We start from the raw sequence: 25682 nt of genomic DNA on the forward strand, positions 1-25682 counted from the left end.
GCGCTCAGGGCCTCACCATTTGAACGCGGCCGAGATCTCGTAGGTGCGCGGCGCGCCCAGGAGGATCTGGTCCGGATAGAACGGATCGCCCCAGATCGCATAGCGCTTGTCGGTGATGTTGCGGATACGGAAGGTCAGGCGGGCCTGGTCGACCGCATTGAACGCCGTCTTGGGGATGTCGACGAAGGCGTAGACGTCGGCCACGGTGTAAGCCTTCATCGTCACGACGTTGGCGTCGGTGTTGTAGCGGTCGCCGACATGACGACCGGTGATGCCGAGCTCCACCGGCCACGGTGTGAAGAAGCGATACGACGCGCCGGCGTTTGCGACGATACGCGGCACGTTTGGCGGCGTGTTGCCCGAGAACGAGCCGCCGGCAAAATTGTAGTCGGCATAGCGCGCATCGACATAGGCGATGTTGCCCCACAGCCGCAGCGGCTCGATCGGGCGTATTGAGGCGGCAAGCTCGACGCCCTTCGACTCCTGCCGCCCAGCGATATTCAGCTGCATGCCGCCGGCGGCCGCATAGACGTTCTTGCGCAGGATGTCGTAGGCCGAGAACGACCATTCCGCCCGGTTGTCCCATAACACGTGCTTGACACCGGTCTCATAGGTGCGCGCGGTGGTCAGATCGAGCGGCTGGGTGGGCGAGAGCAGGAAGATGTTGTTGGCTGCGACGTCGGCGCCGGTGGCGTATTGGCTGAAGAAGGTCAGGCCGGGAACGGCCTCCCAGGTGTAGCCGATGCGCCCCGTGACCGGCGCCCAGTCTTTCGTGAATGGAAAGCCCGCCTTCACGATCCCGTTCTTGTCGGTTGAATTGCGGTCGAGCCCGATGTGCTCGACACGAAGACCGCCGATCAGCGCGAAGCTGCGCGTCAGCTTGAGCCTGTCCTCGAATGACAGCGCCTCGTTGTCGATGCGCGCGGTCTGCTGCTGCGTCGTGAGCAGGCCGTAGAAACCGCGGTTGGGGTCGACCAGCGAAACGGAATCGCCGGGAAAGTTTGCCGCACCGGGCCTGACGAAATCGAGATAGCTCGACGACAGCGTCGTCACGAGCCGATTGTCGAAGCCCGCAATATTTGTATCCCAGATCAGGTCGGTGATGTTGCCGACCAGCCGCTGGCTGTGGGCGACATAGAAACGCTCGCGATCGACCAGGTTCGTGGTGGAATTGAACGCCTCGATCTCGTTGTTGAACCAGGTCCGTTCCGCGCCATAGCCATAGGCCTGACTTTTCAGCGTGAGGTCAGGCGCGAGCTTCAGCTCGAAGCCGCCACGCAGCCACACTTCCTGCGCCACGTTGCGGTTATCGAGAACGTTGTAATTGGTGTTGAAGGTGCGGTCGTCGATGGTGACGGCACCGAGATTCGTTCCGTTGTAATTCGAGACGTAATTGCCGGAGACGATCCCCGTCGTCGCGTGCGAGCCGCTGAAGGCGACCGGCACCAGCGGCGCGCCCCAATAGGCCTTCGAGCGGTCTTCACGATATTCGACCGCACCCCAGATCCTGAGGCTGTCGGAAACACGGTAGTTGAGCTGGCCGGACGTGCCGAACGTCTTGACATTGGTGTCATCGGCAAAGCCGTTGAGGGCGGAACGGCTGATGTCGAAGCGATAGTCCAGGCCTTGCACATTGGTGCTGCCGCCGGAGCCGTAATGGGCACGGAACGAATTCAGCGAGTCCCAGGAGAAATCGGCCTCGTTACGGACAGCTCCGGTGTGGGGCTGCTTGGTGACGAAGTTGATGGCACCGCCCGCGGCGCCCTCGCCCGAAATCAGCGAGGCCGGGCCCTTGAGAAATTCCACCGCCTCCAGATTGGCGGTATCCACGATCCGCGAGGTCATGTTCTGCGGACCGATCTTGATGCCGTTGTAGAGCGTGTTGATCTGGCTGTTGGTGAAGCCGCGCATCGAGAAGGCCGAAGGTTCGGCGGGGTTGTCGCCGGAGGTGACGCCGACGGCGCCCTGCGCCACCTCGGATACGGTGCGATAGCCCTGCTCGCGCATGGTTTCGGCGGAGACAACCTCGACGGTCGCGGGCGTCTGCCGCACCGTCAAGCCGAGCCGCGAGGCGCTTTCGGCAACGGCGTTGGAGTTGAGCGGCGTTTGCGGCGTTGAATCCGGCGTGACGGGTCTTGGCGCTGCGGATACAGCCGCCGGCCTGCGCGCTGCCGCGCGGCGCGCGCCCTGCGCCGTTCCTGCTGCCGGTTTGGCCGGCTTGCGTACCTGGGCGGGCGACACCTCGACGGGTGGCAGCGACTCTCGGGCCTGCTGCGCCAGAGCGGCCGGCAGACCAAGAGCGGCAAAGGACGTGAACGCGGCGGAGGCAAGCAGGACGCGGCGCGGTCGTGCGATACGGATGGAAGACACAGGTCAAAACCTCGGTATGACGTCAGTGGCACGTCACAGCGAACGAGGTCTCACCTTTGGCCTTGCAGCCGTCCGATGAAGCCGAATGTCTGTACTCCCCGACCGACATCTTCGCGTGTGACCACGGCTGACGGCAGGTCTCCTGGCTCGCGGGTCGTGACCGCTTCGTCGCCTTCCCGGGACCGAGGACCCAGTGGCTCGTGACGAAGGATTCACCGCTTACAGTTGCGGGGGCAGCCGCGGCATTGGGGACAATTTTCCCCGCACCGCATTCCCTTTTCATTCCCTCTCGGGAAAACCGTCGCGAGCATCTAGGATTACCACCAAGACAGAGTCAATGTGCCAGTTGCGGCGTTGGGGCCACAGCAACCAACTTTCCCTGGAGATGAGCATGGAAGGCGAGACCTTCCTCTGGTTGATCAGGCATGCGGCCGTCGCGGGCGTGCCCGGGACGATCCATGCGGCCGATGCGCGGGCCGACCTCGGCGATCACGCTGCATTGGCGGCCCTAAGGCAGCTGTTGCCCGCGGATCTCGCCGGCTATGCCAGCCCGTCGCGGCGCACGGTCGAGACGGCGCGCGCGCTGGGGCTCGAACCGGAGCTGATCAGCGAGTTTCGCGAGCAGGATTTCGGCGACTGGACCGGCCATCGGCATGACGAGCTCGCCGCGACCGGTGGCGAGGCCTACGCGCAGGTCTGGCGCGATCCCGCGCACGGACGGCCGCCGAATGGCGAGAGCTTTGCGGATCAGGTCGCCCGCGTCCGCCTGGGCCTGGCCCAGATTGGCGCAGGCTCCGCAGCACTGGTCGTCCATTCCGGCACCATACGCGCTGCGCTCTGCATCGCGCTCGATCTCACACCGGAAGCCGCGCTGCGCTTCGTCGTCGATCCGCTGTCGCTGACCCGGATCGACCGGCTGGCGGGCGGTTGGCGCGTCGTGTCGGTCAACCAGCGCGTGGCTTGAGCCGCATCAAGACGGTCGATCCGGCACGTTGGCCTGCGCGAACGTCGCCATGCCGTTGTGAAGTGCGCAGGCCGAGCGGACCAGCGGCAGCGCGATCGCCGCCCCCGACCCCTCGCCGAGCCTGAGATCGAGGCTGATCAGCGGCTGCACATTCAGCGCGCGCAACACCAGCCGATGTCCCTGCTCCGCCGATTGATGCGAGGGCAACAGGAACGGCTGGCAGGACGGGTTGAGACGCACTGCTGCCAGCGCCGCCACCGAGACGATAAAGCCGTCGATCAACACGGGGATGCGGCGTTGCGCAGCCGCGATGATCGCGCCCGAGATCGCCGCAATCTCGAGGCCGCCTACGGCGCACAGGATTTTTTCGGGTGACGCCCCCGCAACGCCGTGATGCGCGATCGCCGCATCGATCACCCGCACCTTGTGCGCGCGGCCCAACGCATCGACGCCGGTGCCGCTGCCCGCGATCTCGTCGGCACTCACACCGAGCAGGCTCGCAGCAATCGCTGCTGAGGTCGTGGTGTTGCCGATCCCCATCTCGCCGAAGATCAAGAGATCAGGCCGGCCGGCCTCGGCGCGCACCACCGCGCGCTGCCCGGCCTCGAAGGCGAAGGCCAATTCCGCCGGCGTGAGCGCGGCCTCGACACTGAAATCGCGGGTGCCGCTGCGCGGCTTGTCGGTGACGATTCCCGCGATCTGCGCCTCGGCCAGCGTGCCGGCGTCGACCACCTCGAGGCTCGAACCCAGCTCGCGCGCCAGCACCGAGATCGCGGCGCCACCGGCAGCAAAATTCGCCATCATCGCGATGGTGACGGCTTGCGGATAGGCCGACACGCCCTGCGCGACGATGCCGTGGTCGCCGGCGAAGATGATGATCGGCACCCGCGCGGCGCGCGGCTGCTCGGTGGCCTGCAGGCCCGCAAGCTCGATTGCGAGCTGCTCGAGCCGGCCGAGCGCGCCGGTCGGCTTCGTCAGTTGCCCCTGCCGCGCAATGGCCGCCTCGCGATGAACAGCGGAGACCTCGGGGCAGTTCTGGGTAACCCATTCGGGAAGCATGCTGCTCAACGCCTGCGCTTGATGGTGTAGCTATCCATGATCCAGCCGTGCCGCTCGCGCGCCTCTTGCCGCAACGCGACGATGCGCGGGCCGACCTCGGCCAGCGCGCCGGACATGATGATCTGATCGGGCATGCCGAGATAGGCACCCCACCAGATCTGCAGGCCTTCTGGATCCAGCGATTGGAACGCCGTGCCGCCATCGAGCATCACGACGACGGTATCGACGCCCTGCGGCCAGCCGCCTTCGCGCAAGCGCCGCCCCGTCGTGACCAGGAACGGCTCGCCGATGTCGTTGAGCGGCAGCGCATGCGCCGCGCACAGCGCCTGGATCGAGGTGATCCCAGGCACGACTTCGATTGTCGGCAATGGATCGAGCCGCCGCGCAATGCGCAGCGAAGAATCATAGAGCGAAGGATCGCCCCAGATCAGCAACGCGACCTTGCCGTCATCTTCGAGATGCCCAGCGATCGTCTGCGACCAGGTCGCGGCCACCGCATCGTGCCAATCGTCGACGCCCTTGCGGTAGTCCGACTCGGTCGCATCGCGCACGGGAAGGTCAAACTCGGCAATGCGCGTCGCTTTGTTGGTGAGCACACCGGCGCAGATCGTTCGCCTGAGATCGGCGAGATCGGATTTCGCAGTCCCCTTGCGCGGGATCAGGATGAGATCGGCGGCGTTGATGGCGCGGGTCGCGGCGCGCGTAAGCTGCGCGGGATCGCCGCAACCGATGCCGATCAGGGAGAGCGTGAGCATCGCGAGCGCGATGGGCGGCCACACCGGCCGCCCATCGCTGATCTCTTACGCCGCGTTGTGCAGGCGCGGGGTGACGAGGCCGGGCGCGGTGACGCCGCGCAGCGACTTCGCCAGCGCCAGCACCGCGAGATCGGCGAGCGGTTCGATCACGATCACCAGCGCATAAGCGGCAGCGAACGTCCCGACGCTGGCGAGATTGCTCATCGCAAAGCCGGAGCCATAGAGCGCCCAGAACGCCACCCATGCGATCACGCCGGCCTGGTAGGTCGTCGAAAGCGCCAGCGCCTGACCGTATTTCAAATCGACATAGGCGGTGTTGCGAGGGATGATCCGCGTGGCGATCGCCTGGATCGCGAACAGCGGCACCAGCAGCGTGGTGACGTTCATGCCGTATTGCGGCAGATCGACTGGCTCCAGCAGCATGCCCTGAAGCAGCAGGCCAAATGCAAGGCCGAAGGCGGCGGGCGCAGCACCAAAGAGCAGGAACAAGGTCGAGCCGAGGATGAAGTGCACCTCTGATACCCCAACCGGAAAGTGCGGCAGGATCTCGAAGAAGACGAAGACGAGAGCGGTGGTGGCCAGTGTCCGCGCCGCGAACGAGCCGGCGCCCTGCTCGCGCACGGTTTCGACCGCGAGCTTCAAGGCAACGCCGCCTGCGGCGATGCCGGTTGCGTAACTCAACACGAGCTTGGCGCCCGTCACGATCCCGGGTTCGATATGCATGGCTCAATTCCTTTCCGCCGTCACACCCGACGGCCTTGGCCTCAATACGTGCACGGCCGGTCTCCTGGCTCGCGGTTCACTGGGTTCTCCGGCCTTCCCGGACCTTGCGGTCCAGTGGCGGTTCGGAGGCCCTCACCGCTTACAGTCGCGGGGGCGGCTGGGGTTTTGGGCGCCGCAACTGGGTCCGCCCATCCCCATTCCCGATTATGCTCCGGCGCTTTGCGCCGCGTCGAGCACCATGCCGCTCTTGTGTGCCCCTTTCGCATCGCGGGCGTCAAGGGGCGAACCGATGCCGGAGCCGTCATGCCGGATATTCTCCCGCCAGCGCGCCGAACAGGATGACGGCGGCGGTGGAAGCGGCGCCGCCGCGCCCAAGCTGCTCGGCGAGCTCGGCAATCGTGGTGCGGACCAGCCGTTCGTCGGGACGCCCGAGAGATTCGGCGAACAGCGCCGGGGTGCTGGGCGCAAGGCCGTGCGCGATCAATTTTGCGGCAAGCGCCGGAAAGGTGCGCCGGCCCATATAGACCACGGTCGTGGCCTCGGGGTCGGCCAGTGCCGCCCAATTCAGATTGGGCGGCAGCTCGCCGGTGACGTCAGCGCCGGTGATGAACTGCACCCGGCGGGAGGTATACCGGCGGGTCAGGGGAATGCCGGCCTGGGCGGCGGCGACACAGGCGGAGGTGACGCCGGGAACGATCTCGTAGCCGATGCCGGCCTCGCGCAGCGTCTCGATCTCCTCCTCCAGCCGGCCGAAAATGCCGGCATCGCCTGACTTGAGCCGCACCACGCGCGCGCCGGTTGCGGCATAGTCGACCAGGAGACGGTTGACGTGGTGCTGCTTGGTCGAAGGACGCCCGGCCCGCTTTCCCACCGCGACGAGATTGGCGCCGGGCCGTGCGAGATCGAGGATCGCGCCGGAGGCAAGATCGTCATAAAGCACGACGTCGGCCTCGCGCAGCCGCGTGGCGCCCTTCACCGTGAGGAGCTCGGGATCGCCCGGACCGGCGGAAACGAAAGAGACAAAACCGCTCACCGGTCCTCCGCGATCAGATGGAAGAACGTGCCGGTGGCATGGCCACGGCGCGAGCCGGTTTCGGCAATGACCGCGCCGGTGGCATCGTGCACGACCGCGAGCGGCGTATCGGGCTGGGCGAGGATGGTCGAATAGTGGAACTCGTGGCCGCGCAGGCGCGCGCCAGGCTGATGCCCCGGCATCGGCGCAGCCAGTTCAGCAAGACGATAGCCGAGATGCATGCGGCGCTTGGCAAAGCTGGTCTCGAGGCCAAGCAGCCCCGCCATCTCATGGCTGATACCGTCGGCGTCGGTCAGGCCTGCGCCCAGCACCATATAGCCTCCGCATTCGCCATGCACCGGCCGCGTCTCGGCGAAAGCGCGCAAGCCGCTGCGAAAGCGCGCATTGCCCGCGATCTTTCCCGCATGCAGCTCGGGATAGCCGCCCGGCAGCCAGCACACGTCGGCGCTCGCATCGGGTGCTTCGTCGGCCAGCGGCGAGAACGGCACGATCTCGGCGCCCGCGGCGCGCCAAGCTTCCAGCATATGCGGATAGACGAAGGAGAACGCCGCATCGCGCGCCAGCGCGATGCGCTGGCCGGGCGGCGTCACGTTCAATCCGTTCGCCACAGCTTGCGGCGACCATTTGCCTGCCGCGTGGAGCACCGCATCGAGATCGACGTGCTCGGCGACAAAGCGCGCGGCCTCGTCGATCAGCTCGCCGATCTCGGCCTGCTCCTCGGCCTGCACGAGGCCGAGATGCCGCTTCGGCAGGCTGATCTCGGCATGGCGCGGCAGCGCGCCAAACACTTTGATGCCGGCCTCCTTCAGCGCGCGCCGCACCAGATCCTCATGGCGCGGGCTGGCGACGCGATTGAGCACGACGCCCGCAAGGCGCACGCCGGCGCGGTAATCGCGAAGGCCGGCGGCGATCGCTGCCGCAGTCTGCGCCTGGCCGGAGGGATCGATCACCAAAACCACCGGCCAGCCCAGCATCTCCGCGATATCAGCGGTCGCTCCCGTGCCGGAGACGCCGCGCGCGGCGACACCGTCGAACAGGCCCATCGATCCCTCGGCGAGCACGACATCTGAATTGCCGCCACGGCTGACGAGATGCGCGATGGTGCTGCGATCCATCGCCCAGCTGTCAACGTTGACCGAGGCGCGTCCCGTGGCTGCGGCGTGGAAGGCGGGATCGATATAGTCGGGGCCGCTCTTGAAGCACTGCACGTTCAAGCCGCGATTGCGCCAGGCGCGGGCGAGCGCCAGCGTCAGCGTGGTCTTGCCGACGCCGGAGGCCGGCGCGGAGATGACGAGGCTCGCCGGCATCACGACGCCTCCGGAAAGCGCGGCTCGGCACCGACGGGCCGGTAGCGGCGGTCGTAATCGGCGGCATAGAGACGGCTCTCGTCAAAATCGGCAGCGCCAAGCGTCTTGCCGACCAGGATCAGCGCCGTGCGCTTCATCTCGCCACCCACGAACGCATCGAGCGTTGCGAGCGTCGCACGCACGATGCGCTGCTCCGGCCAGCTCGCGCGCCAGACGATCGCGACCGGGCAATCCGCGCCGTAATGCGGCGTCAGCTCGGCGACGACCTGGTCGAGCAGATGGATCGACAGGTGGATCGCGAGCACCGCGCCGGTCGCAGCGAACGCGGCGAGCTTCTCGCCCTCGGGCATCGCGCTGGCACGGCCCGGCGTGCGCGTCAGCACGACCGTCTGAGCAAGACCGGGCAGCGTCAGCTCAGCCTCCAGCGCGGCCGCGGCAGCCGAGAACGAGGGAACGCCGGGTGTCACCGAGTAGGGAATCCCGAGCGCACGCAAACGGCGGAGCTGCTCGCCCATCGCCGACCAGATTGAGAGATCGCCGGAATGCAGCCGCGCGACATCCAGGCCTGCCGCATGCGCGGCTGCGATCTCGGCGATGATCTCGTCGAGCGACATTGGCGCGGTGTTGACGATACGTGCGCCGGGCGGGCAATGCGCCAACACGCCCTCCGGCACCAGCGAGCCGGCATAGAGACAAACCGGACTGGCCGCGATCAGGTCGCGGCCGCGCAACGTCAGCAGATCGGGCGCGCCCGGCCCGGCGCCGATGAAATGCACGGTCATGGGCCGTCTCCTTCGGCAATCGCCGCGGTCGCGGTGCGATCCTGCGAGACAACCCGTGCTGCAATCAACCGCGCGCGCGGACCGGCGACCGCGAGCGCAGCAGCCTCGGCTACAGATCCGGTGCCAAATTTCTCCGCGATGAGATTCGATTGCGTGGGCGTGTCGATGCCGGCCAGTGTCGCGACCGGAACGGCCCTGATCGGCACGCCGCATTCGCGTGCGAGCTGCTTCAGCGCCTCGATGTCGGCCTTATCGCTGACGGTTGCCATCGCCGCAAGCCCTTCCGCACCGCCCGCAGCGAGCAGCGCTTCACGCAGCGAAGCCAGCGTCACATCGCGCTTGAAGCCGAGTCCGGCGACCTTCATCGCACCACACTCCACTGCACCACGGGGCGTGCTGCCTCCCACGACCGATAGCGGCCGAGCGGGGCGGCATGAGAAATTTCGGCCCGCATCAGTTCGCCGCCGTGACGCCGATGCAGCTCGCCGAGCAGAGCTTCCGTCTCCAGCGTCACAGCATGCGCCACGAGCCGCGCACCCGGCGAGAACCGCGGCCAGATCGCATCAAATAACACTTCGTCGAGACCACCGCCAATGAAGACGGCATCCGCCGCTTCCAACCCGGCAAGAGCTTCCGGTGCCCTGCCCGTGACGACTGTGATCCGATGTGCCAGACCGAAGGCGGCTGCATTCTTGCGGATGTTCGCGGCGCGATCCTCGCGCGCTTCGACTGCACTCGCCGTCCCACCACACAGCGCCCACTCCACGGAGATCGAGCCTGAACCTGCGCCGATATCCCACAGCCGCTCGCCGGCACGCGGCGCCAGCGCCGAGAGCGCAAGCGCGCGCACCGGCCGCTTGGTGATCTGGCCGTCGTGAACGAAGACGTCGTCCGGCAGGCCCGAGCTGCGAGCAATGCCATGTGCGCCCCTCGCCTCCACGGCTACTGCCACTGGGTTTCCAGTGAGATCATCAGAAAAATCCTTGGCGCGATACTCCTGGACACTTTCGCGCGGCCCGCCGAGCGCGGCGAGAATCCAGAATGTCGAGGAGCCCCAGCCGCGTTCCGTCAGCCATTTCGCAAGATCGCTGCCGGCCTTGCCATCGCGTACCAGGCAAATGATGCGCGCACCGCGCGTCAGATACGGAACGAGACGTTCGAACGGTGCGGCGTGAAGCCCGAGGCAGACGGTGGACTCGAGTCGCCACCCCAGCTGCGCGGCCGCAAGCGAGAAGGTCGAAGGTGCGGGATGCGCGATCCATTCGCCGCTATCGAGCTTCTCGGCGAGGCTTGCGCCGGCGCCATGCCAGAACGGGTCGCCGGAGGCGAGCACCACCGTCGGCCGATCGCGGCAGCTCAGCACGACATCCGCATCGAACGGCACCGGCCATGGACGACCGCGGCTGCCAATTTCGGCAAGCGCAAGATGGCGCTCGCCGCCGAACACGGTTTCGGCCTTGGCAAGCGCCTTTCGGCTTGCCTCCGACAGCCCGGCAAGGCCATCTTCGCCGATACCGATGATGGTCAGCCAGGGATCAGACATGATTCGCGCCCTCATTCTGGGCGGAACGGCCGATGCGAGCCTGCTCGCCGCGGAGATCGCGCGCGCCGGCATCGATGCCGTCTATTCCTATGGCGGCCGCACCCGCGCGCCCGCCGATCAGCCGCTGCCGACGCGCATCGGCGGGTTTGGCGGCGTGAGCGGGCTGGCCGACTACATCCGCCGCGAAGGCATCACGCATGTCATCGACGCGACGCATCCGTTCGCTGCCGAAATGAGCCGTCATGCGGTCGAGGCCTGCGCGGACACCAATGCGCCGCTGATCGCGCTGGAGCGCGCGCCCTGGACCAGGGTGTCCGGCGACAACTGGATCGAGGTCGCCGACGTCAACGCCGCCGTTGCGGCCCTGCCCGAGGTGCCGACAAACGTGTTCCTCGCCATCGGCCGTCAGCACATCGCGCCGTTCGCGGCCAAGCCGCAACATGCCTACACGCTGCGTTTCGTCGATCCGCCCGAAGCGTCGCTGCCCTTCGCGGCCGATGTGATCGTATCGCGTGGCCCCTTCACCCTCGACGGCGAGTTGGAGATGCTGCACACGCGCGGCATCGCCTGGATCGTCGCCCGCAATTCCGGCGGCGACGGCGCGCGCGCCAAGATCGACGCGGCGCGCATGCTCGGCCTTCCCGTAATCATGATCTCGCGACCAGAGCTGCCCGAGCGCCACAGGGTCGAGAGTGTCACTGACGTGATGCAATGGCTCGGTCATTCTGCGCGCCTCGGCGCATAGACCCAGCGGCCGACGCGGCGCGTCTGCGAGTTGCCGAGGATCACCAGCGTGCGCATGTCGGCCATCTCGGGCGTCGCCTGGTTCAGCGTCACGATCTCGATCTTTTCATCGGCCGCGCTGATCGCGCGCGCGAAGATCATGAGACGCTCGCCGCAGCCGGCCTCGCGAAGCAGCGCCAGCGCACGGCCGAATCCTTCCGGGCGGCTGGCCGAGCGCGGGTTGTACATCGCGATGGCAAAATCGCCTTCCGCCGCGAGGCGCAGGCGCTTCTCGATCACCGCCCACGGCTTGAGATTGTCGGAGAGATTGATCGCACAGAAATCATGGCCGAGCGGCGCGCCGGCACGCGCGGCGGCCGCCAGCATCGCGGTGACGCCGGGCAGCACACGGATCGAAAGTTCACGAAATTCCGGCGCCTGCTCGAGCGCCTCGAACACGGCGGATGCCATCGCGAACACGCCGGGATCGCCAGAAGAGACGACGACGACCTGACCGCCTTCGGCGGCAAGCCGCAGGGCTTCGCTCGCGCGTTGCAGCTCTTCGCGATTGTCGGATGGATGCAGAGTGAGCCCAGGCCGCGGCGGCACGCGCGCGACATAGGGCGCATAGCCCAGAATGTCGGTCGCCGTCGCAAGCGCGGCGGAAACTTCCGGCGTCACCAGCGCGTCGCTGCCCGGCCCGAGGCCCGCGATGGTCAGTGTGCCTGTCATTCGGCGGCATCCAGATGCCGGCCCTTGCCGTGCACGAGCACGATCGCGAAATAGGGACAATCGGCCGCATCGATCTCGGCGAGCCGCACCACGCGCTCGCCTGGCATGGTGCCACGCTCAACCAGCCAGGCATCGGCGAGCCGCCCGGCGGAGCTGAGCGCGCGGCGCACTTTTGCGAGATTGCGGCCGGTCTTCATGACGACCAGTGCATCGGAATCGCGCATGCGGCGTTCGAGCTCGGCCTCGGGCAGCGTGCCCATCAGCACCGTCGTCACGTCGTCGCCGAGCGCGATCGGCCGGCCGACGCCGTTCCAGCAACCGACCATGCCGGGAATGCCGGCGATCACCTCGATCTCGACGCGGCTTTGCAGGCGCGTGTGCAGATGCATGAACGATCCGTAAAAGTAAGGATCGCCCTCGCAGAGCACGACGACGTCGACGGCGCGCGAAAGCCGCGCCAGGCGCTCGGCCCATTCGTCGTAGAAGCCGGCGAGCAGCTGGACATATTCGGGGCTGTCGAAAGCGATCTCCGTCGTAACAGGATATTCCATGGGATATTCGGTAACGCCCGCAGCCAGCATGCCATCGACGATGCGGCGCGCCTGACCGGGCCTGCCCTTCTTGCGAAAATAGGCGACGTGGCTAGCGCCCCGCACCGTACGATCGGCACGCACGCTCATCAGATCAGGATCGCCGGGGCCGAGACCGCAGCAGATGATGCGTCCCATGGCTATTCGCTCCGGCTTGCCAGCGCGTTCACGGCAGCAACCGTGATGGCGGAGCCGCCGAGGCGGCCTTCGACGGTGAGCGCCGGTGCCGGCGGATCGGCCATCAGCGCGGCCTTGGATTCGGCCGCGCCGACGAAGCCGACCGGACAGCCGATGATCGCAGCCGGCCGCGGGCAGTCGCGATCCTCCAGCATGTTGAGCAGATGAAACAGCGCGGTCGGTGCATTGCCGATCGCGATGATCGCGCCATCAAGATGCGGCCGCCACAGCTCCAGGGCCGCGGCCGAGCGCGTGTTGCGCATGGACTGCGCCAGCGCGGGCACGGCGGGATCGCCGAGCGTGCAGATCACGGCATTGGCCGCGGGCAGTCTTGCCCGCGTAATGCCTTCGGACACCATGCGCGCGTCGCACAGGATCGGCGCCCCCTTCTGCAAGGCCGCGCGCGCGGCAATCGCCATATCAGGGGTGAAGCGGATATGCGCCTCGAGGCCAACCATCCCGGCGGCATGGATCATCCGCACCACCACCTGCTCCTCGTCCGACGTGAAGCGCGCGAGATCGGCCTCGGCCCGGATGGTGGCAAAGGATTGCCGGTAGATCACAGCGCCGTCGGTCTCGTAGGTGTGCGGCATCAGTTCCCTCCGACCAGGATGGAGGGATCGCTGACGATGTCGGCGCCGTTCAGCCCGCGCAGGACCGGCGCGTCGCGGGTCGAGCCGTCGCGGACGAGATCGAACCCGGCGCGCGTCGCAATCAGGGTAACCGCAGCCGCGCCGGAATGGGCGCAGCCCTTGCCGCAGCCGGAGACGTGGAGTCGCGCGTCGGCGGGGATGCGCGGCGCCAGCGCCGCGGCCAGCGCGCGCGTATCGGCATGGGCCTCGCGGCAGCGCGGCGCGCCGCTGCAGGCGATGACGCGTAGGGCCGGATCGAACGGCTCGGTGATGAGCCCCGTCCCGTTCGGCATCTCGCGCTTGCCTTCGCTCAGCACCATCCGCCACGGGGTCATGCGCAGCGCATGGCCGCAAGCAGAGAATTGATGCAGCGTCGCGTGCAGCATCTGCCCGAACGCAACGCCAACCATCGCGCCTTGCGGATAGTGCCCGGGACGCACCGCGGCCATCACCGGCGCAGGCTCGGTCTCGCCGCGCAAGGATTGAGGCAACACGGCGCCGGATGCGATGTGGGCTGCCATGCGCCCTCGCCCGCCGTTTGCACCGCCGGAGATGATGAACCAGCTTGCGAGCGCCAGCGCCGCGCTCACGGCCTGTCCGCGTTCAACGGAACGACCGAGCTTGGCGCCATCGGCCCGCACCAGGAGACCGCCCGAGCGGTCGCGCTCGATGCGGATGTCGGCGGAATCGCCAGCGAGAACACGCGACCGCCCGTCATCGATGGCGAAGCCGAACTTGGTGGGAAGCGCCAGGCCAGAATCGGCAAGCGCCTCCTCGAGCTCCGCGGCGAGCGACTGCGTTTCGTCGCCGTTGCTCCAGAACGGCGTCACCAGGATGTTGCGCCTGGCTTCGATGTCGGCGTCGGGATCGAGCAGTGCCAATCGCGCAAGACCATCGAGCAACGGCCGATGGCCGTCCTCATTCACGCCCCTGATCTGCAGATTGGCCCGGCTCGTGACGTCGATCAGACCATTGCCGAAGCGCTCGGCGAGTTCCGCAAGCCCGGAGATTTGTGGTGCTTCAAGGCGTCCCCCGAACGGACGCACGCGCACCACGAGCCCGTCGCCCGATTGCATCGGGCGCAGCGCGCCGGGACACCAACCCTTGACCGTGGTCGCGCTCATGAGGCCTCCCGCAGCGCTGCCGCAATCGAATTGCGACGTGTTCGCCAGAGCGAGGCCTCGTGCAGGCGCGTGAAGCAGGTTTCCATTGCGGCGAGTGCGGACGGATTTTCGCGCGCCATGAAGGCGCGGACGTCGTCGTTGCCGAGTGTCGCGTCGTAATAGAGGTCGAACAGATGCGGCGGCACGGGGCCGGCGAGATACGCAAAGGCGGCCATGTGCTCCAGCGTCGCGGTGATCTCGGCGGCGCCGCGGAAACCGTGGCGCATCATGCCGGCGATCCAGGCCGGATTGGCCGCGCGGGCACGAACGACGCGCGAGATCTCTTCCGTCAGCGTGCGCGCATGCGGCTCGCCGGGCCGCGTCGCATCGAGGTGATAGAGCGACGGCACGCCTGCCCCGAGGTGCACGGCAGCCGCGGCGATGCCTGCCTCATGCGCGGCATAATCGGCGGCGAGCAGCAGATCGGTTTCGGGCAAGTCCTGGACGTGGACAAAAGCGTCGGCGGACGCGAGACGCTGTTCGATACCTGCGCGATCCGGCTGCATCGTGCCATCGGCAGAGAACGCCCAGGACGATGCCGACAGCCACGCTTCGCCTGCGGCCTCGCGCGTGTCCGGCGTGAAGGCATCCGGGATAGCCGAGAGGCCGACGCCGTATTGTCCGGGCCGCGGCGCGAACACGCGGGACGCACGCTGGCGATAGGGATTCTCATCGCCCTCGTCCTCGCGCGCGGCGAGCGCCTCGGCGGCGGCTTCGAACAATTGCCCGAGACCCGCGAAGACGTCGCGGAACAGGCCGGATACCCGCAGGGTGACGTCGATGCGCGGACGGCCGAGCTCGGCCGGGGCGATGATGTCGTAACCGGTGACGCGGCCGGAAGCGTGATCCCAGCGCGGCGCAAGGCCCGCCAGATGCAGCGCCATCGCAAACTCTTCGCCTGCGGTGCGCATGGTCGCCGAGCCCCAGAGATCCACCACGAGGCCCTTCGGCCAGTCGCCGTGATCCTGCAAGTGACGGCGCAGCAGCTCTTCGGCGAGTTTTATCCCCTGCGCATGCGCCGACGGTGTCGGCACCGCACGCGGGTCGACGGCGAAGAGATTGCGCCCGGTCGGCAGCACATCCTGACGCCCGCGATACGGGGAGCCCGACGGCCCGGGGGCAACGCGTTTTCCGGCGAGCACGGAACGCAATGCATCGCGCTCCGCTTCGCCGCAGGCACCGCGGCCGAACACGTGCAGGCCATCGCCGAACTGGCTCTCCTTGAGGTCGCAGACGAAGCGGTCGATCCGCGGGATGGCTTCGGCCGGTGCGGCCATTGCATCGAGGCCGAGATCGTCTTCGAGGCCCGCCGCGCGCGCCTCGTCGCGGATCGACGCGATCAGGCGCTGGCGACGGGCGGGATCGAGACCGTCAGCGGTCGAATATTCGTCGAGCAGCCGTTCGAGCCGACGAAGCCCCTCCGGCACCGCGGATGTCTCAAGCGGCGGCGGCAGATGGCCGATCGTGACCGCGCCGATGCGCCGCTTGGCCTGCGCGGCCTCGCCGGGATCGTTGACGATGAAGGGATAGATGACGGGGAGATCGCCGATCAGCGCTTCCGGCCAGCACGCTTGCGACAGCGCCACGGATTTGCCGGGCAGCCATTCCAGCGTGCCATGTGCGCCCATATGCACGACAGCATCGCAGCCTTGCTGCCTGAGCCAGAGATAGAATGCGACATAGGCGTGGCGCGGCGTGCAGGCGAGATCGTGATAATCGGCATCGCGCGAGGCCGCGTCGCCGCGCTCGGGCTGGACTGCGATGACCGACCGGCCGCACGCGATGGCGGCGAAGTGGAACGCACCATCGCGGCAGCTCGGGTCGTTTTCCACCGCGCCCCAGGCGCGCGCGAGATCGTCCTGCAAGGATTGCGGCAGGCGCGACAGCCCCGCTCGATAATCGGCGACGCCCCAAGTCAAACTCTGCTTCAACAGTGTCTCGCCGAGCGCATCAACCGGCGCAACGTCGAAGCCGACCTCAGCGACATCGGAAATCAAAGCCTCGACCGACGCCAACGCGTCGAGACCAACGGCGTGCGCGATCTGATGCGGACGGCCCGGATAATTCGAGAGCACGATCGCCAGCCGCTTCTCGCCGGCGGGCTTCTCCGCGAGGCGACGCCAAGCCGCGACGCGCGTGGCAACGGCGTTGACGCGCTCTTCGTCGGGCCTGTGCGCTAGATGCGCGAATTGCAGATCGGGATCGCGCTGACCGGCCGATTTGAAACTCACCACGCCTGCGAACAGGCGGCCGTCGACCTCCGGCAGCACGACATGCATCGCGAGATCGCCGGGCGACAGGCCACGCAGTGATTCCGCCCAATCCTCGCGCCGCGCCGTCGAGAGCGCGACCTGGAACACCGGACAGGACGCGGCATCGAACGGCGTCGTGCCGTCATCGCCAAGGGCCGAGAACGCCGTCGCATTGACGATCGCCGCCGCAGGATGTTGCGCCAGATGCGCGCGCAGCCAGTCGGCAACGCCCGGCGCCTTCAGCGAGGTGACGAACACGCCGTAGGCGTCAAATCCCTTCTCGCGCAACGCGGCAATCAAGGCGTCGACCGGCCCGGTATCGGCGGCCGTGAGATAGGAGCGATAGAACGTCACGAGTGCGCGCGGCTTGCCCTCGCCGCCCGCCGGCGCGGCAATGACGCCGCGCGCGGGATCGTAGAATCCCATCTCGGGCACGGTCATCTCGCCGATGACCGGGCCGGCATAGAGGCCCGAGGCCAGCGCGAGCTGCGCGATCGCGGCTTGCGCGGCGACCGGGCCACCGGAGTCGCAGAGCACCTTGAGCCGCCGCAGCGTCGAGACCGGCAGGGTCGAGTACGCATCCAGCCGCGCGTCGTCGCGGCCGTCCGCCGGCAGCACGGCGAGCACGATGTTGCGCTCTTGCGCGAGTTGCTGGAGCGCCGCGAGCCCGTATGCCCAATAGGACTCCCCGCCGATCAGGCGCACCAATATGCCCCGCGCCTGCGACAGCGTCCGTTCGATATAGGTGTCGACCGACAGCGGATGACGCAGCTCCGCGAGATTGGCCAGCCGCAGCGACGGCAGGCTGCCCCGACCGCGGCGCCAGCCGGCCGCAAACGCGGCCAAATCGGAATCCGAATACGAGAGCACCACGAGATCGGCCGGGTCCTGGCCGATGTCTCTTGGCGTCGCGGTCTCCTCGAGACCGCGGCTCTCGCGGAAGACGACGTGCATCAGATGCCAGATCCTGAAAGACCAAGTCCTGCCTTGATGGCGGCCTCGTCGATATCGCCATGCTCGCCGATCACGACGAGCTTCGACTGTCTGAGACCCGCGCCCCATGGCTTGTCGAACTGATGGCGCACCCGCTCGCCGACCGCCTGCAACAACAGGCGCATCGGCTTGCCAGCGACCGCGATGTACCCCTTCGCCCGCAGCACGTTCTGCTCGCGCGCCAGTTTCTGGACCGATGCGACCAGCGCGTCGATGTCGGCGACCTCCGGAAGGTCAATCACGACCGAGGCAAAATCATCGTGCTCGTGCTCCTCCTCGCCGTCATGATGCGATGGCCGCGCGGCGAGATCATTCTCGGCGGCAGCGCCGAGGCCGAGAATGACGCGCGCATCGATCGCACCGTCGGTGACCGGCAGCATCGGCACGCGGCGCGGCATCTCGGCGGTGATCGCCGCTTTTGCGGCTTCGATTCCGGCTGCGCCCGCAAGATCGGCCTTGGTCAGCAGCACGATGTCGGCGCAGGCGATCTGGTCCTCGAACACTTCCGACAGCGGCGTTTCGTGATCGAGATTGTCGTCCGCCGCGCGCTGCGCTTCCACCGCAGCCGGATCCGGCGCGAAGCGGCCGGCGGCGACAGCCTCGGCATCGGCCAGCGCGATCACGCCGTCGACCGTGATGCGCGAGCGGATCTCCGGCCAGTCGAACGCCTTCAGCAGCGGCTTCGGCAGCGCCAGGCCCGAGGTCTCGATCAGGATGTGATCGGGCCGCACCGGCCGCGCCAGCAACCGCTCCATGGTCGGAATGAAATCGTCGGCGACGGTGCAGCAGATGCAGCCATTGGCGAGCTCGACGATGTTCTCCTCCGGGCAATTCGCATCGGCGCAGGACTTCAGGATCTCGCCGTCGACGCCCTCGCTGCCGAACTCGTTGACGAGCACCGCGAGCTTCTTGCCGCCGGCATTGCTGAGCAGATGCTGGATCAGCGTCGTCTTGCCGGAGCCCAGGAAACCCGTGACCACCGTAACCGGGACTTTTGCGAGCGAGTTCATTCAGCGGCCTCCGGCACGACGGTAACAGGGGGAATACGGGCAAGCGACTGCTTGCGGAAGATTTCGGGACGGCTGCGCCATGGCACGATGCCGTCGGGCGCCGCCGCGTAGGCCGCAGCACCTGCGACCACGTCCTGCGCATTCGCATCGGACAGGCGGCCATAGACATAGGACCAGCGGCCGGGCGCGCTGAGCGCGACCGAGCAGCCCTGGCTGCACGCCGACAGGCATTCGACGGGAACCACGCTGACGCCCTCGGGCACGCCGGCCTCGAGAATCGCGCCATGCAGGCGCTTGCCGGGCGTCGTCTCGCCCTCGCCAAGCGTCTGGCCGGCGCGGCAGGTGATGCAGACATGAAGTGTGACGGTCATCGCCTCTTCCAGATAACAGCGGGAGGCGATGAGGCGCACGGACCATTCTCCTGAAGGCCCGCTTCCCCGTCGCGGAACACCCCGTCCGCCGGTCCAAAACTCGTCCGCGCTGGCAGGTCTCCCGGCTTGCGGAGCAGGGTTTTGGCCCTTCGATCCCCGCCTTCCCGATCCCAAAAGGAATCAGTGGCTTCGGGCATCTCTCCGGTCACGGTCGCGGGGGCGGCTGCAGTTTGGACCCAAATCTTTGCGGATTCGGACCCTATCGCATTCCCTCTTCGCCTGTCATAGGACAGGAACCAACGCCAGGCCACCATTTGCCGGTGGCCGCCACTTGTCAAGCCGAAGGACCGGGACCGATGACGCCTGAACCGGAAACCCACACGACCGAGGAAACCGACGCCCGCCACGCCGCCAAAATGGCGAAGAAGAAGGCCGCTCGCGACAAGATCATGGCGACCAAGAGCGGCGAAAAGGGCCTGATCATCGTCCATACCGGCGCCGGCAAGGGCAAATCCTCCTCGGCTTTCGGCATGATCGTCCGCTGCGTCGCGCATGGCTTCCCTTGTGCGGTGGTGCAATTCATCAAGGGTGCCTGGGATACGGGCGAACGGCGCCTGCTCACCGACCATTTCGGCGAACTCTGTCAGTTCCATGCGATGGGCGAAGGCTTCACCTGGGAGACCCAAGACCGCACCCGCGACATCGCTGCCGCGCGCGCCGGCTGGGAGAAAGCCAAGGAGCTGATCCTCGACGAGCGGCTGCGCATGGTCGTGCTCGACGAGATCAACATCGCGCTGCGCTACGACTATCTCGACATCGCCGAAGTCGTCGAATTCCTGACGACGCAAAAGCCTGCGATGACGCATGTCGTGCTCACCGGTCGCAACGCCAAGGACGAGTTGGTCGAGATCGCCGATCTCGTCACCGAGATGACGCTCGTGAAGCATCCGTTCCGCTCCGGCATCAAGGCGCAGGCCGGCGTCGAGTTCTGAAGTCATCATGGCACGCGCGCTGATGATCCAGGGAGCCGGCTCGGACGTGGGCAAGTCGCTCATCGTCGCCGGCCTCGCGCGCGCCTTCGCGCGCCACGGTCTGCGGGTGCTGCCGTTCAAGCCGCAGAACATGTCGAACAATGCCGCGGTCACGGTCGACGGCGGCGAGATCGGCCGCGCCCAGGCGCTGCAGGCGCTCGCCGCCGGCGTCGAGCCGCACACCGACATGAACCCGGTGCTGCTCAAGCCCGAGACCGATGTCGGGGCGCAGGTCGTGGTCCACGGCAAGCGCATCGCGACCGCACGCGCGCGCGACTACGCGGCGATGAAACCGTCGCTGATGGGCGCGGTGCTGGAGAGTTTCGAACGGCTGAAGGAGCGCGCCGATCTGGTGCTGGTCGAAGGCGCCGGCAGCCCGGCCGAGGTGAATTTGCGCAAGTCCGACATCGCCAATATGGGCTTTGCCCGCAAGGCGAATGTGCCGGTCGTGCTGGTCGGCGACATCGACCGTGGCGGTGTCATCGCCCAGCTGGTCGGCATCAGGACGGTGATCGACCCCGACGATGCCGCGATGATCTCTGGCTTCGTCATCAACAAGTTCCGCGGCGATCCCACGCTGTTCGACGACGGCTACAGGCTGATCGAGCAAAAGACCGCATGGCGCGGCCTCGGCGTGCTGCCCTGGTTTCCGCGCGCCGGCGAGCTGCCGGCCGAAGACGCGCTCGGCCTGCGCGATGCGCGCAAGCCGGGCCAATGCAAGATCGCCTGCCTGGCGCTATCGCGCATCGCCAATTTCGACGATCTCGATCCGCTCAAGCTCGAGCCGGGTGTCGATCTCGTGATGGTGCGTCCGGGCGAAGCCATTCCCGGCGATGCCAGGCTCGTGATCATCCCTGGCTCAAAATCCACCCGCGGCGACCTCGCCTTCCTGCGCGCGCAGGGCTGGGACGTCGACCTGTTCGCGCATTACCGCAGGGGCGGCCATGTGCTCGGCCTCTGCGGCGGCTATCAGATGCTGGGACGCAGCGTCGCCGACCCCGAAGGCATCGAGGGGCCTGCGGGCGACACGCCGGGCCTCGGGCTTCTCGATATCGAGACGGTGATGAGCCCGCAAAAGACCCTCACGCGCGTTGCGGCCGTGCACGCGGCGACGGATCAGCCGATCCAGGCTTACGAGATCCACATCGGCCGCACCGACGGCCCGGATCGCGCCCGCCCCTTCGCAAAGCTCGACGGCGAGCCGGAAGGCGCGATCTCAAGGGATGGTCGTGTGCAGGGCAGCTATCTGCACGGCCTGTTCACGTCGGATGATTTCCGCAAGGCCTACCTCGCCAAACTCGACATTCCCGCAGGCGACGAGCCCTATCACGCCAGCGTCGAAAGCGCGCTCGAGGCGCTGGCCGATCACATCGAAAAGCATCTCGACGTCGAAGGCCTGCTCGCGCTAGCGCGCTAGGGCCTCGGCAAGGCGCGTCCATTCGGCTTCGCTGCCGGGGAGCCCGAGGCGCAGCCATGTCGGCTGTTGCGCGAACACGCGGGACCAGATGTGGCTGCGCGCGAGCCTCTCCTGCGCAGCCACCGCGTCGGCCGTTTCGTACAAGCGAAACAGCGGTGTGCCGCCGATGAGCCGCCAGCTTCGCGAATGCGCCATTGCATCGAGGCGAACACAGTCGCGCGCGAGCCGCGCCGACGTCGCCTCGGCCCAAGTCTGATCGCGCAAGGCACGACAGCCGATTTCGATCGCCGCGCCCGAAACAGGCCATGGACCCGACACGGCGGCAAGCTTGTCGATGTCGGCGGCATGACCGATGGCGAAGCCGAGCCGCAGGCCGGCCAAGCCATAAAACTTTCCGAACGACCGCAGGATCAACAGTCCCGGTCGATCCGCGTCGGGTGCAAGCGACAATTGCGGAATCGGGTCCGCAAAGCTCTCGTCTACGACGAGACGGCCGACGCGCGGCAACAGCGCGAGCAGATCCTTGCGCGAATGGCACCGCCCGTCGGGATTGTTGGGATTGACGACGATGGCGAGGTCCGCACCCGCCAGCGCATCGAGCTCGGCAACCTCCTGGACGTCCCGGCCGGCGGCCGACAGGACGCCGGCATATTCATTGTAGGTCGGCGCGAGGATACGCGCGCGCCCGGGCGCCGCGAGTTGCGGCAGCAATTGAATGGCGGCCTGAGCACCGCCCATCGCAACGATCGGTGCGCTCGTGCGGTAGCCGTGCCGCGCCGCCTGATGCAATGCCTCGATCTCGGCGCGTGATGGCAGCGCGCTCCACGCGCGCGCGCTCACCTCGCCCACGGGATACGGCAGCCGGTTGATCCCGGTCGACAGATCGATCCAATCCTCTGCGCGTCCGCCGAAACGCCGCTGGGCCTGGTCCAGATTTCCACCGTGCTCGCGCATGCCCCGTTGTTTCACGCGAAAGCCAGGATCGCAAGCAGGCCTGCGACCAGCAGCATGGCGCGGCGATAGACCGTCAGCGCCTCGACGATGTCGGCGGCGCGCGGATCGCGCGCGCCTTCGTTCAGCCAGGGCTCTTCGGTCGCGCTGCCGTGATAGATGCGGGGACCGCTGAGCCGCACACCGAGTCCGCCGGCCATGGCCGCTTCCGGCCAACCGGCATTGGGCGAGCGATGCCGGCGCGCATCGCGCGTCATGCAGGCCAATGATTCCGACCGCTGCGGTGCCAGCAGCACGAACAGGAATCCGGTCAGCCGCGCCGGGACGAAATTGGCGACGTCGTCGATGCGCGCTGCCGCCCAGCCGAAGGCTTCGTGGCGTTCGCTGCGATGGCCGATCATGGAGTCCAGCGTGTTGATCGCCTTGTAGCCGAGGATGCCGGGCAAGCCCAACAGTGCGCCCCAGAACACCGGCGCGACGATGCCGTCGGAGGCGTTTTCGGCAAGGCTCTCGATCGCCGCGCGCGCGATGCCGGCTTGATCGAGGCTTGCGGGATCGCGGCCGACGATGCGCGAGACCGCTTCGCGCGCGGCGGCGACGTCGCCGGCCAGCAAGGGCGTGGCCACGGCAGCGACATGATCGTGCAGCGAGCGCAGCGCGACCAATGGCCAGGCCAGGATGCCAATCAGCACGATCTGGATCCAGCCCGAAGGAAGCAGTGATTGCAGCGCCCAGCCGAGCGCCGCGGAGAGCGCGATCACCGCAAGCGCGCCGGCGACGCCCGCGGCTCGGCGCAACGCCGGCGGATCGGACGCGCGATTCAAGGCGGTGTCGATGCCGGCAATCAGCCCGCCCAGCCAGGTGACGGGATGCCCGATCCGCGCGAACAGCCACGCCGGCCAGCCCAGAAGGGCATCCACCGCCATCGCCACCACCATCGCGCCCGCAAAGTCCACATCCAGCTCCTGTCCCGCCCCTGTTGCGCAAGACGGCGGCCGAGCGCAAGCCCCTCGCTGCCTGATTTCGGCTTTGTCTTTGGCCGCGTTTGATGATTAGTGCTGCGGCAGGAGACCTTTATGGCCATCATCTTGATCACCGGCGGGGCGCGATCGGGCAAGAGCACCCGGGCGGAGGCGCGCGCGCGCAGCTTTGCCGGCCAGCCCGTCTACGTCGCGACGGCCGAGGCGCTCGACGGCGAAATGCAGGAACGCATCGCAAGACATCGCGCGCGGCGCGGAGCCGATTGGATCGAGCGCGAGGTGCCGCTCGATCTCGTGCCCGCGCTGCTCTCGACCGAAGGTGGCGGCGCGAGGCTGGTGGACTGCCTGACGCTGTGGCTCTCCAACCTGATGCATGCGGCGCGCGATTGGGAGCGAGAGGTGAGAGAGCTCGCCGACACGCTGCCCCGCCTCAACAGCCCCGTCGTGCTCGTCACCAACGAGGTCGGCCTCGGCATAGTGCCCGACAACGCGCTGGCGCGCAGCTTCCGCGATGCCGCCGGAATCATGAACCAGATCATTGCCGGTGTCGCCGACGAGGTCGAGTTCGTCGTCGCCGGCCTGCCGTTGAAGCTGAAATGATCCCGCGCGCCGAGCACCTCAAGGACATCCTCGCCGATCTTAAGATGGCGACATCGTTCGTGACGATCCTGCCGGTGGCATTCTCGAAGCCTGCGGGCGACGGCGCCGTTGCGCGGGCAATGTGGGCGCTGCCGGTCGCGGGACTGCTGGTCGGCCTCGCCGGCGCCCTCACTTACAAGATCGCCATTCGCTTCGGACTGACGCCGAGCCTTGCCGCCCTCCTCGTGCTAGCCACGACCGCCCTCATCACCGGCGCGCTGCACGAGGACGGACTTGCCGACACCGCGGACGGCCTCGGCGGCGGCCGCACGCGCGAGCGCAAGCTCGAGATCATGCGCGACAGCCGGATCGGGACCTATGGCGTCTGCGCCCTGATCCTATCGTTCGGCCTACGCTGGAGCGCGCTTGCGACGATCGCAAATCCATGGGCCGTCATGCTCGCGCTGTGCGCGGCGCACGTTGCTGCCCGTGCCGGCCTGCCGGCCTTCATGTCGCTAGTCCCGTCGGCGCGGCCTGATGGCCTCTCTGCCGGCGCCGGGGCGCCGCCCGGGCGCAGCGTGGCCATAGCCTTCGCGCTTGGAACGCTTGCGCTTGCCCTGACGTTGGGGCCGGGCAAGGCGCTGGTCGGCCTGATCCTGCTGTCACTGGCCGGCCTGCTGCTGGCGCGGCTTGCCATCCGCCAAATCGGGGGGCAGACCGGCGACATCCTCGGCGCGTTCGAGCAGACGGGCGAGATCCTGATCCTGCTGGTGGCGGCGTCCTTCCAAATGGGGCGATGACCTCATGGTCGAGTTCGACGATAGCTTCCGCCAGCACTTACGCGAGCTGTTCGTGTGGCGCCGCGACGTGCGCCGCTTCCGCAGCGATCCGCTGCCGGAGGGGGCGATCGATCGCCTGATCGAGACCGCCTGCCTCTCGCCTTCGGTCGGCCTCAGCCAGCCCTGGCGCTTCGTGATCGTCAATGATACTGCAACGCGCCGCGCCGTGGTCGAAGATTTCAGGACGTGCAATGCCGACGCGCTGAGCTGCTACTCCGGCGACCGCGCCGCACGCTATGCCACCTTGAAACTGTCCGGCCTCGAGCAGGCGCCCGGCCATCTTGCCGTGTTCGCCGACAAGGGCAGCGACATCGGCCACGGCCTCGGCCGCGCGACCATGCCTGAAACGACGGAATATTCCGTGGTCGCCGCCATCACCGCGATGTGGCTCGCCGCCCGCGCCGAGGGCATCGGCCTCGGCTGGGTGTCGATACTGAACCCTGCGCGCATGCACGCTGTTCTCGACGTGCCTGACAGCTGGAAGTTCATCGCCTATCTCTGCATCGGCTATCCCGAGATCGAGTGCGACCGGCCCGAGCTGGAGCAGGCGAAATGGGAGCAACGGCGCAGCGCGGACGCGTTCACGCTGCGGCGCTAGGCCGCCGGGCGCCGGGCGCCGGATCGAAAGCCTGCGAACGAACATTCACATGCGCCTTTCGCCGATTGTGGGCCCCCCGCTTTCGCGCTAAGCATCGAGCAAAGCAAG

The 25682-nt window shown here is 67.5% G+C and carries 25 protein-coding genes and 3 riboswitches; of the genes, 7 read left to right on the plus strand and 18 right to left on the minus strand.

Features of this window, described 5'->3' with window-relative positions; translation table 11 throughout:
• Nucleotides 1-12 precede the first annotated feature (12 nt).
• Complete coding sequence (locus tag I6F16_RS05110) at nt 13-2370, minus strand: TonB-dependent receptor (protein ID WP_225111831.1); 2358 nt, start codon at nt 2368-2370, stop codon at nt 13-15.
• A gap of 114 nt (nt 2371-2484) precedes the next feature.
• Nucleotides 2485-2688, minus strand: a riboswitch (cobalamin riboswitch).
• A 73-nt stretch (nt 2689-2761) separates the two neighbouring features.
• Here I6F16_RS05110 and I6F16_RS05115 point away from each other — a divergent pair.
• A complete protein-coding gene (locus tag I6F16_RS05115) occupies nt 2762-3334 on the plus strand; it encodes a histidine phosphatase family protein (protein WP_225111830.1) in 573 nt (190 codons plus the stop codon).
• A 6-nt stretch (nt 3335-3340) separates the two neighbouring features.
• On the opposite strand, the gene cobT is transcribed toward I6F16_RS05115, so the two are convergent.
• From cobT to cbiE, 8 genes are all read right to left on the minus strand, one after another.
• Nucleotides 3341-4393, minus strand: coding sequence for a nicotinate-nucleotide--dimethylbenzimidazole phosphoribosyltransferase (gene cobT, locus I6F16_RS05120; RefSeq protein ID WP_225111829.1), 1053 nt, complete (start codon nt 4391-4393; stop codon nt 3341-3343).
• 5 nt (nt 4394-4398) lie between these two features.
• The gene (gene cobF / locus I6F16_RS05125; protein WP_225173478.1) at nt 4399-5148 is read right to left on the minus strand and encodes a precorrin-6A synthase (deacetylating); all 750 of its coding nucleotides are present in this window, start codon (nt 5146-5148) and stop codon (nt 4399-4401) included.
• A gap of 45 nt (nt 5149-5193) precedes the next feature.
• Entirely contained in the window at nt 5194-5871 is a 678-nt protein-coding gene (locus I6F16_RS05130) for an energy-coupling factor ABC transporter permease (RefSeq protein ID WP_225111828.1), read from the minus strand.
• A gap of 36 nt (nt 5872-5907) precedes the next feature.
• Nucleotides 5908-6127, minus strand: a riboswitch (cobalamin riboswitch).
• A gap of 45 nt (nt 6128-6172) precedes the next feature.
• Entirely contained in the window at nt 6173-6904 is a 732-nt protein-coding gene (gene cobA, locus I6F16_RS05135) for a uroporphyrinogen-III C-methyltransferase (RefSeq protein ID WP_036005341.1), read from the minus strand.
• Entirely contained in the window at nt 6901-8211 is a 1311-nt protein-coding gene (locus tag I6F16_RS05140; protein WP_225173479.1) for a cobyrinate a,c-diamide synthase, read from the minus strand. Before I6F16_RS05140 ends, cobA begins: the two co-directional genes overlap by 4 nt.
• Nucleotides 8211-8993 carry a precorrin-4 C(11)-methyltransferase gene (cobM, locus tag I6F16_RS05145; RefSeq protein ID WP_225173480.1) on the minus strand — a complete coding sequence of 261 codons (783 nt, stop codon included), beginning with the start codon at nt 8991-8993 and terminating at the stop codon, nt 8211-8213. Before cobM ends, I6F16_RS05140 begins: the two co-directional genes overlap by 1 nt.
• Nucleotides 8990-9358, minus strand: coding sequence for a cobalamin biosynthesis protein (locus I6F16_RS05150; protein WP_225173481.1), 369 nt, complete (start codon nt 9356-9358; stop codon nt 8990-8992). The genes cobM and I6F16_RS05150 overlap by 4 nt, the downstream gene beginning before the upstream one ends.
• Nucleotides 9355-10536, minus strand: coding sequence for a precorrin-6y C5,15-methyltransferase (decarboxylating) subunit CbiE (cbiE, locus tag I6F16_RS05155; protein WP_225173482.1), 1182 nt, complete (start codon nt 10534-10536; stop codon nt 9355-9357). Before cbiE ends, I6F16_RS05150 begins: the two co-directional genes overlap by 4 nt.
• On the opposite strand from cbiE, the gene I6F16_RS05160 reads away from it, so the two are divergent.
• Nucleotides 10535-11281: a cobalt-precorrin-6A reductase gene (locus I6F16_RS05160; RefSeq protein WP_225173483.1), complete on the plus strand. Its 747-nt coding sequence runs from the start codon at nt 10535-10537 to the stop codon at nt 11279-11281. The two genes, cbiE and I6F16_RS05160, sit on opposite strands and share 2 nt — an antisense overlap.
• Here I6F16_RS05160 and cobJ read toward each other — a convergent pair.
• From cobJ to I6F16_RS05195, 7 genes are read right to left on the minus strand one after another with little or no spacing between them, the layout of a single operon-like run.
• Complete coding sequence (cobJ, locus tag I6F16_RS05165; protein WP_225145927.1) at nt 11257-11991, minus strand: precorrin-3B C(17)-methyltransferase; 735 nt, start codon at nt 11989-11991, stop codon at nt 11257-11259. The genes I6F16_RS05160 and cobJ overlap by 25 nt on opposite strands.
• Nucleotides 11988-12719: a precorrin-2 C(20)-methyltransferase gene (locus I6F16_RS05170; protein WP_225173484.1), complete on the minus strand. Its 732-nt coding sequence runs from the start codon at nt 12717-12719 to the stop codon at nt 11988-11990. The genes cobJ and I6F16_RS05170 overlap by 4 nt, the downstream gene beginning before the upstream one ends.
• 2 nt (nt 12720-12721) lie before the next feature.
• Entirely contained in the window at nt 12722-13351 is a 630-nt protein-coding gene (locus I6F16_RS05175) for a precorrin-8X methylmutase (protein ID WP_036005374.1), read from the minus strand.
• The gene (gene cobG / locus I6F16_RS05180; RefSeq protein ID WP_225173485.1) at nt 13351-14514 is read right to left on the minus strand and encodes a precorrin-3B synthase; all 1164 of its coding nucleotides are present in this window, start codon (nt 14512-14514) and stop codon (nt 13351-13353) included. The genes I6F16_RS05175 and cobG overlap by 1 nt, the downstream gene beginning before the upstream one ends.
• Nucleotides 14511-17759, minus strand: coding sequence for a cobaltochelatase subunit CobN (gene cobN / locus I6F16_RS05185; protein WP_225173486.1), 3249 nt, complete (start codon nt 17757-17759; stop codon nt 14511-14513). The genes cobG and cobN overlap by 4 nt, the downstream gene beginning before the upstream one ends.
• Nucleotides 17759-18808, minus strand: coding sequence for a cobalamin biosynthesis protein CobW (gene cobW, locus I6F16_RS05190; protein ID WP_225153720.1), 1050 nt, complete (start codon nt 18806-18808; stop codon nt 17759-17761). Before cobW ends, cobN begins: the two co-directional genes overlap by 1 nt.
• Nucleotides 18805-19179: a DUF1636 domain-containing protein gene (locus I6F16_RS05195; RefSeq protein WP_036005458.1), complete on the minus strand. Its 375-nt coding sequence runs from the start codon at nt 19177-19179 to the stop codon at nt 18805-18807. Before I6F16_RS05195 ends, cobW begins: the two co-directional genes overlap by 4 nt.
• A gap of 93 nt (nt 19180-19272) precedes the next feature.
• Nucleotides 19273-19495, minus strand: a riboswitch (cobalamin riboswitch).
• A gap of 40 nt (nt 19496-19535) precedes the next feature.
• Between I6F16_RS05195 and cobO the strand changes: the two genes are divergently transcribed.
• Entirely contained in the window at nt 19536-20171 is a 636-nt protein-coding gene (gene cobO, locus I6F16_RS05200; protein ID WP_036005397.1) for a cob(I)yrinic acid a,c-diamide adenosyltransferase, read from the plus strand.
• Nucleotides 20172-20178: 7 nt separating this feature from the next.
• Entirely contained in the window at nt 20179-21627 is a 1449-nt protein-coding gene (locus I6F16_RS05205; RefSeq protein ID WP_225111817.1) for a cobyric acid synthase, read from the plus strand.
• Here the strand turns inward: I6F16_RS05205 and cobD are convergent.
• Both cobD and cbiB read right to left on the minus strand, forming a co-directional pair.
• Nucleotides 21616-22581: a threonine-phosphate decarboxylase CobD gene (gene cobD, locus I6F16_RS05210; protein WP_074448202.1), complete on the minus strand. Its 966-nt coding sequence runs from the start codon at nt 22579-22581 to the stop codon at nt 21616-21618. The genes I6F16_RS05205 and cobD overlap by 12 nt on opposite strands.
• 11 nt (nt 22582-22592) lie before the next feature.
• A complete protein-coding gene (cbiB, locus tag I6F16_RS05215) occupies nt 22593-23534 on the minus strand; it encodes an adenosylcobinamide-phosphate synthase CbiB (protein WP_036023485.1) in 942 nt (313 codons plus the stop codon).
• A 120-nt stretch (nt 23535-23654) separates the two neighbouring features.
• On the opposite strand from cbiB, the gene cobU reads away from it, so the two are divergent.
• From cobU to bluB, 3 genes are read left to right on the plus strand one after another with little or no spacing between them, the layout of a single operon-like run.
• Nucleotides 23655-24158, plus strand: coding sequence for a bifunctional adenosylcobinamide kinase/adenosylcobinamide-phosphate guanylyltransferase (gene cobU, locus I6F16_RS05220; RefSeq protein ID WP_036023498.1), 504 nt, complete (start codon nt 23655-23657; stop codon nt 24156-24158).
• Nucleotides 24155-24937, plus strand: coding sequence for an adenosylcobinamide-GDP ribazoletransferase (gene cobS / locus I6F16_RS05225; RefSeq protein WP_036023483.1), 783 nt, complete (start codon nt 24155-24157; stop codon nt 24935-24937). The genes cobU and cobS overlap by 4 nt, the downstream gene beginning before the upstream one ends.
• 4 nt (nt 24938-24941) lie before the next feature.
• Nucleotides 24942-25574 carry a 5,6-dimethylbenzimidazole synthase gene (gene bluB, locus I6F16_RS05230; RefSeq protein WP_036034966.1) on the plus strand — a complete coding sequence of 211 codons (633 nt, stop codon included), beginning with the start codon at nt 24942-24944 and terminating at the stop codon, nt 25572-25574.
• Nucleotides 25575-25682 lie beyond the last annotated feature (108 nt).

It is taken from the genome of Bradyrhizobium sp. IC4060 (assembly GCF_020193715.1).
Classification (GTDB): domain Bacteria; phylum Pseudomonadota; class Alphaproteobacteria; order Rhizobiales; family Xanthobacteraceae; genus Bradyrhizobium; species Bradyrhizobium yuanmingense.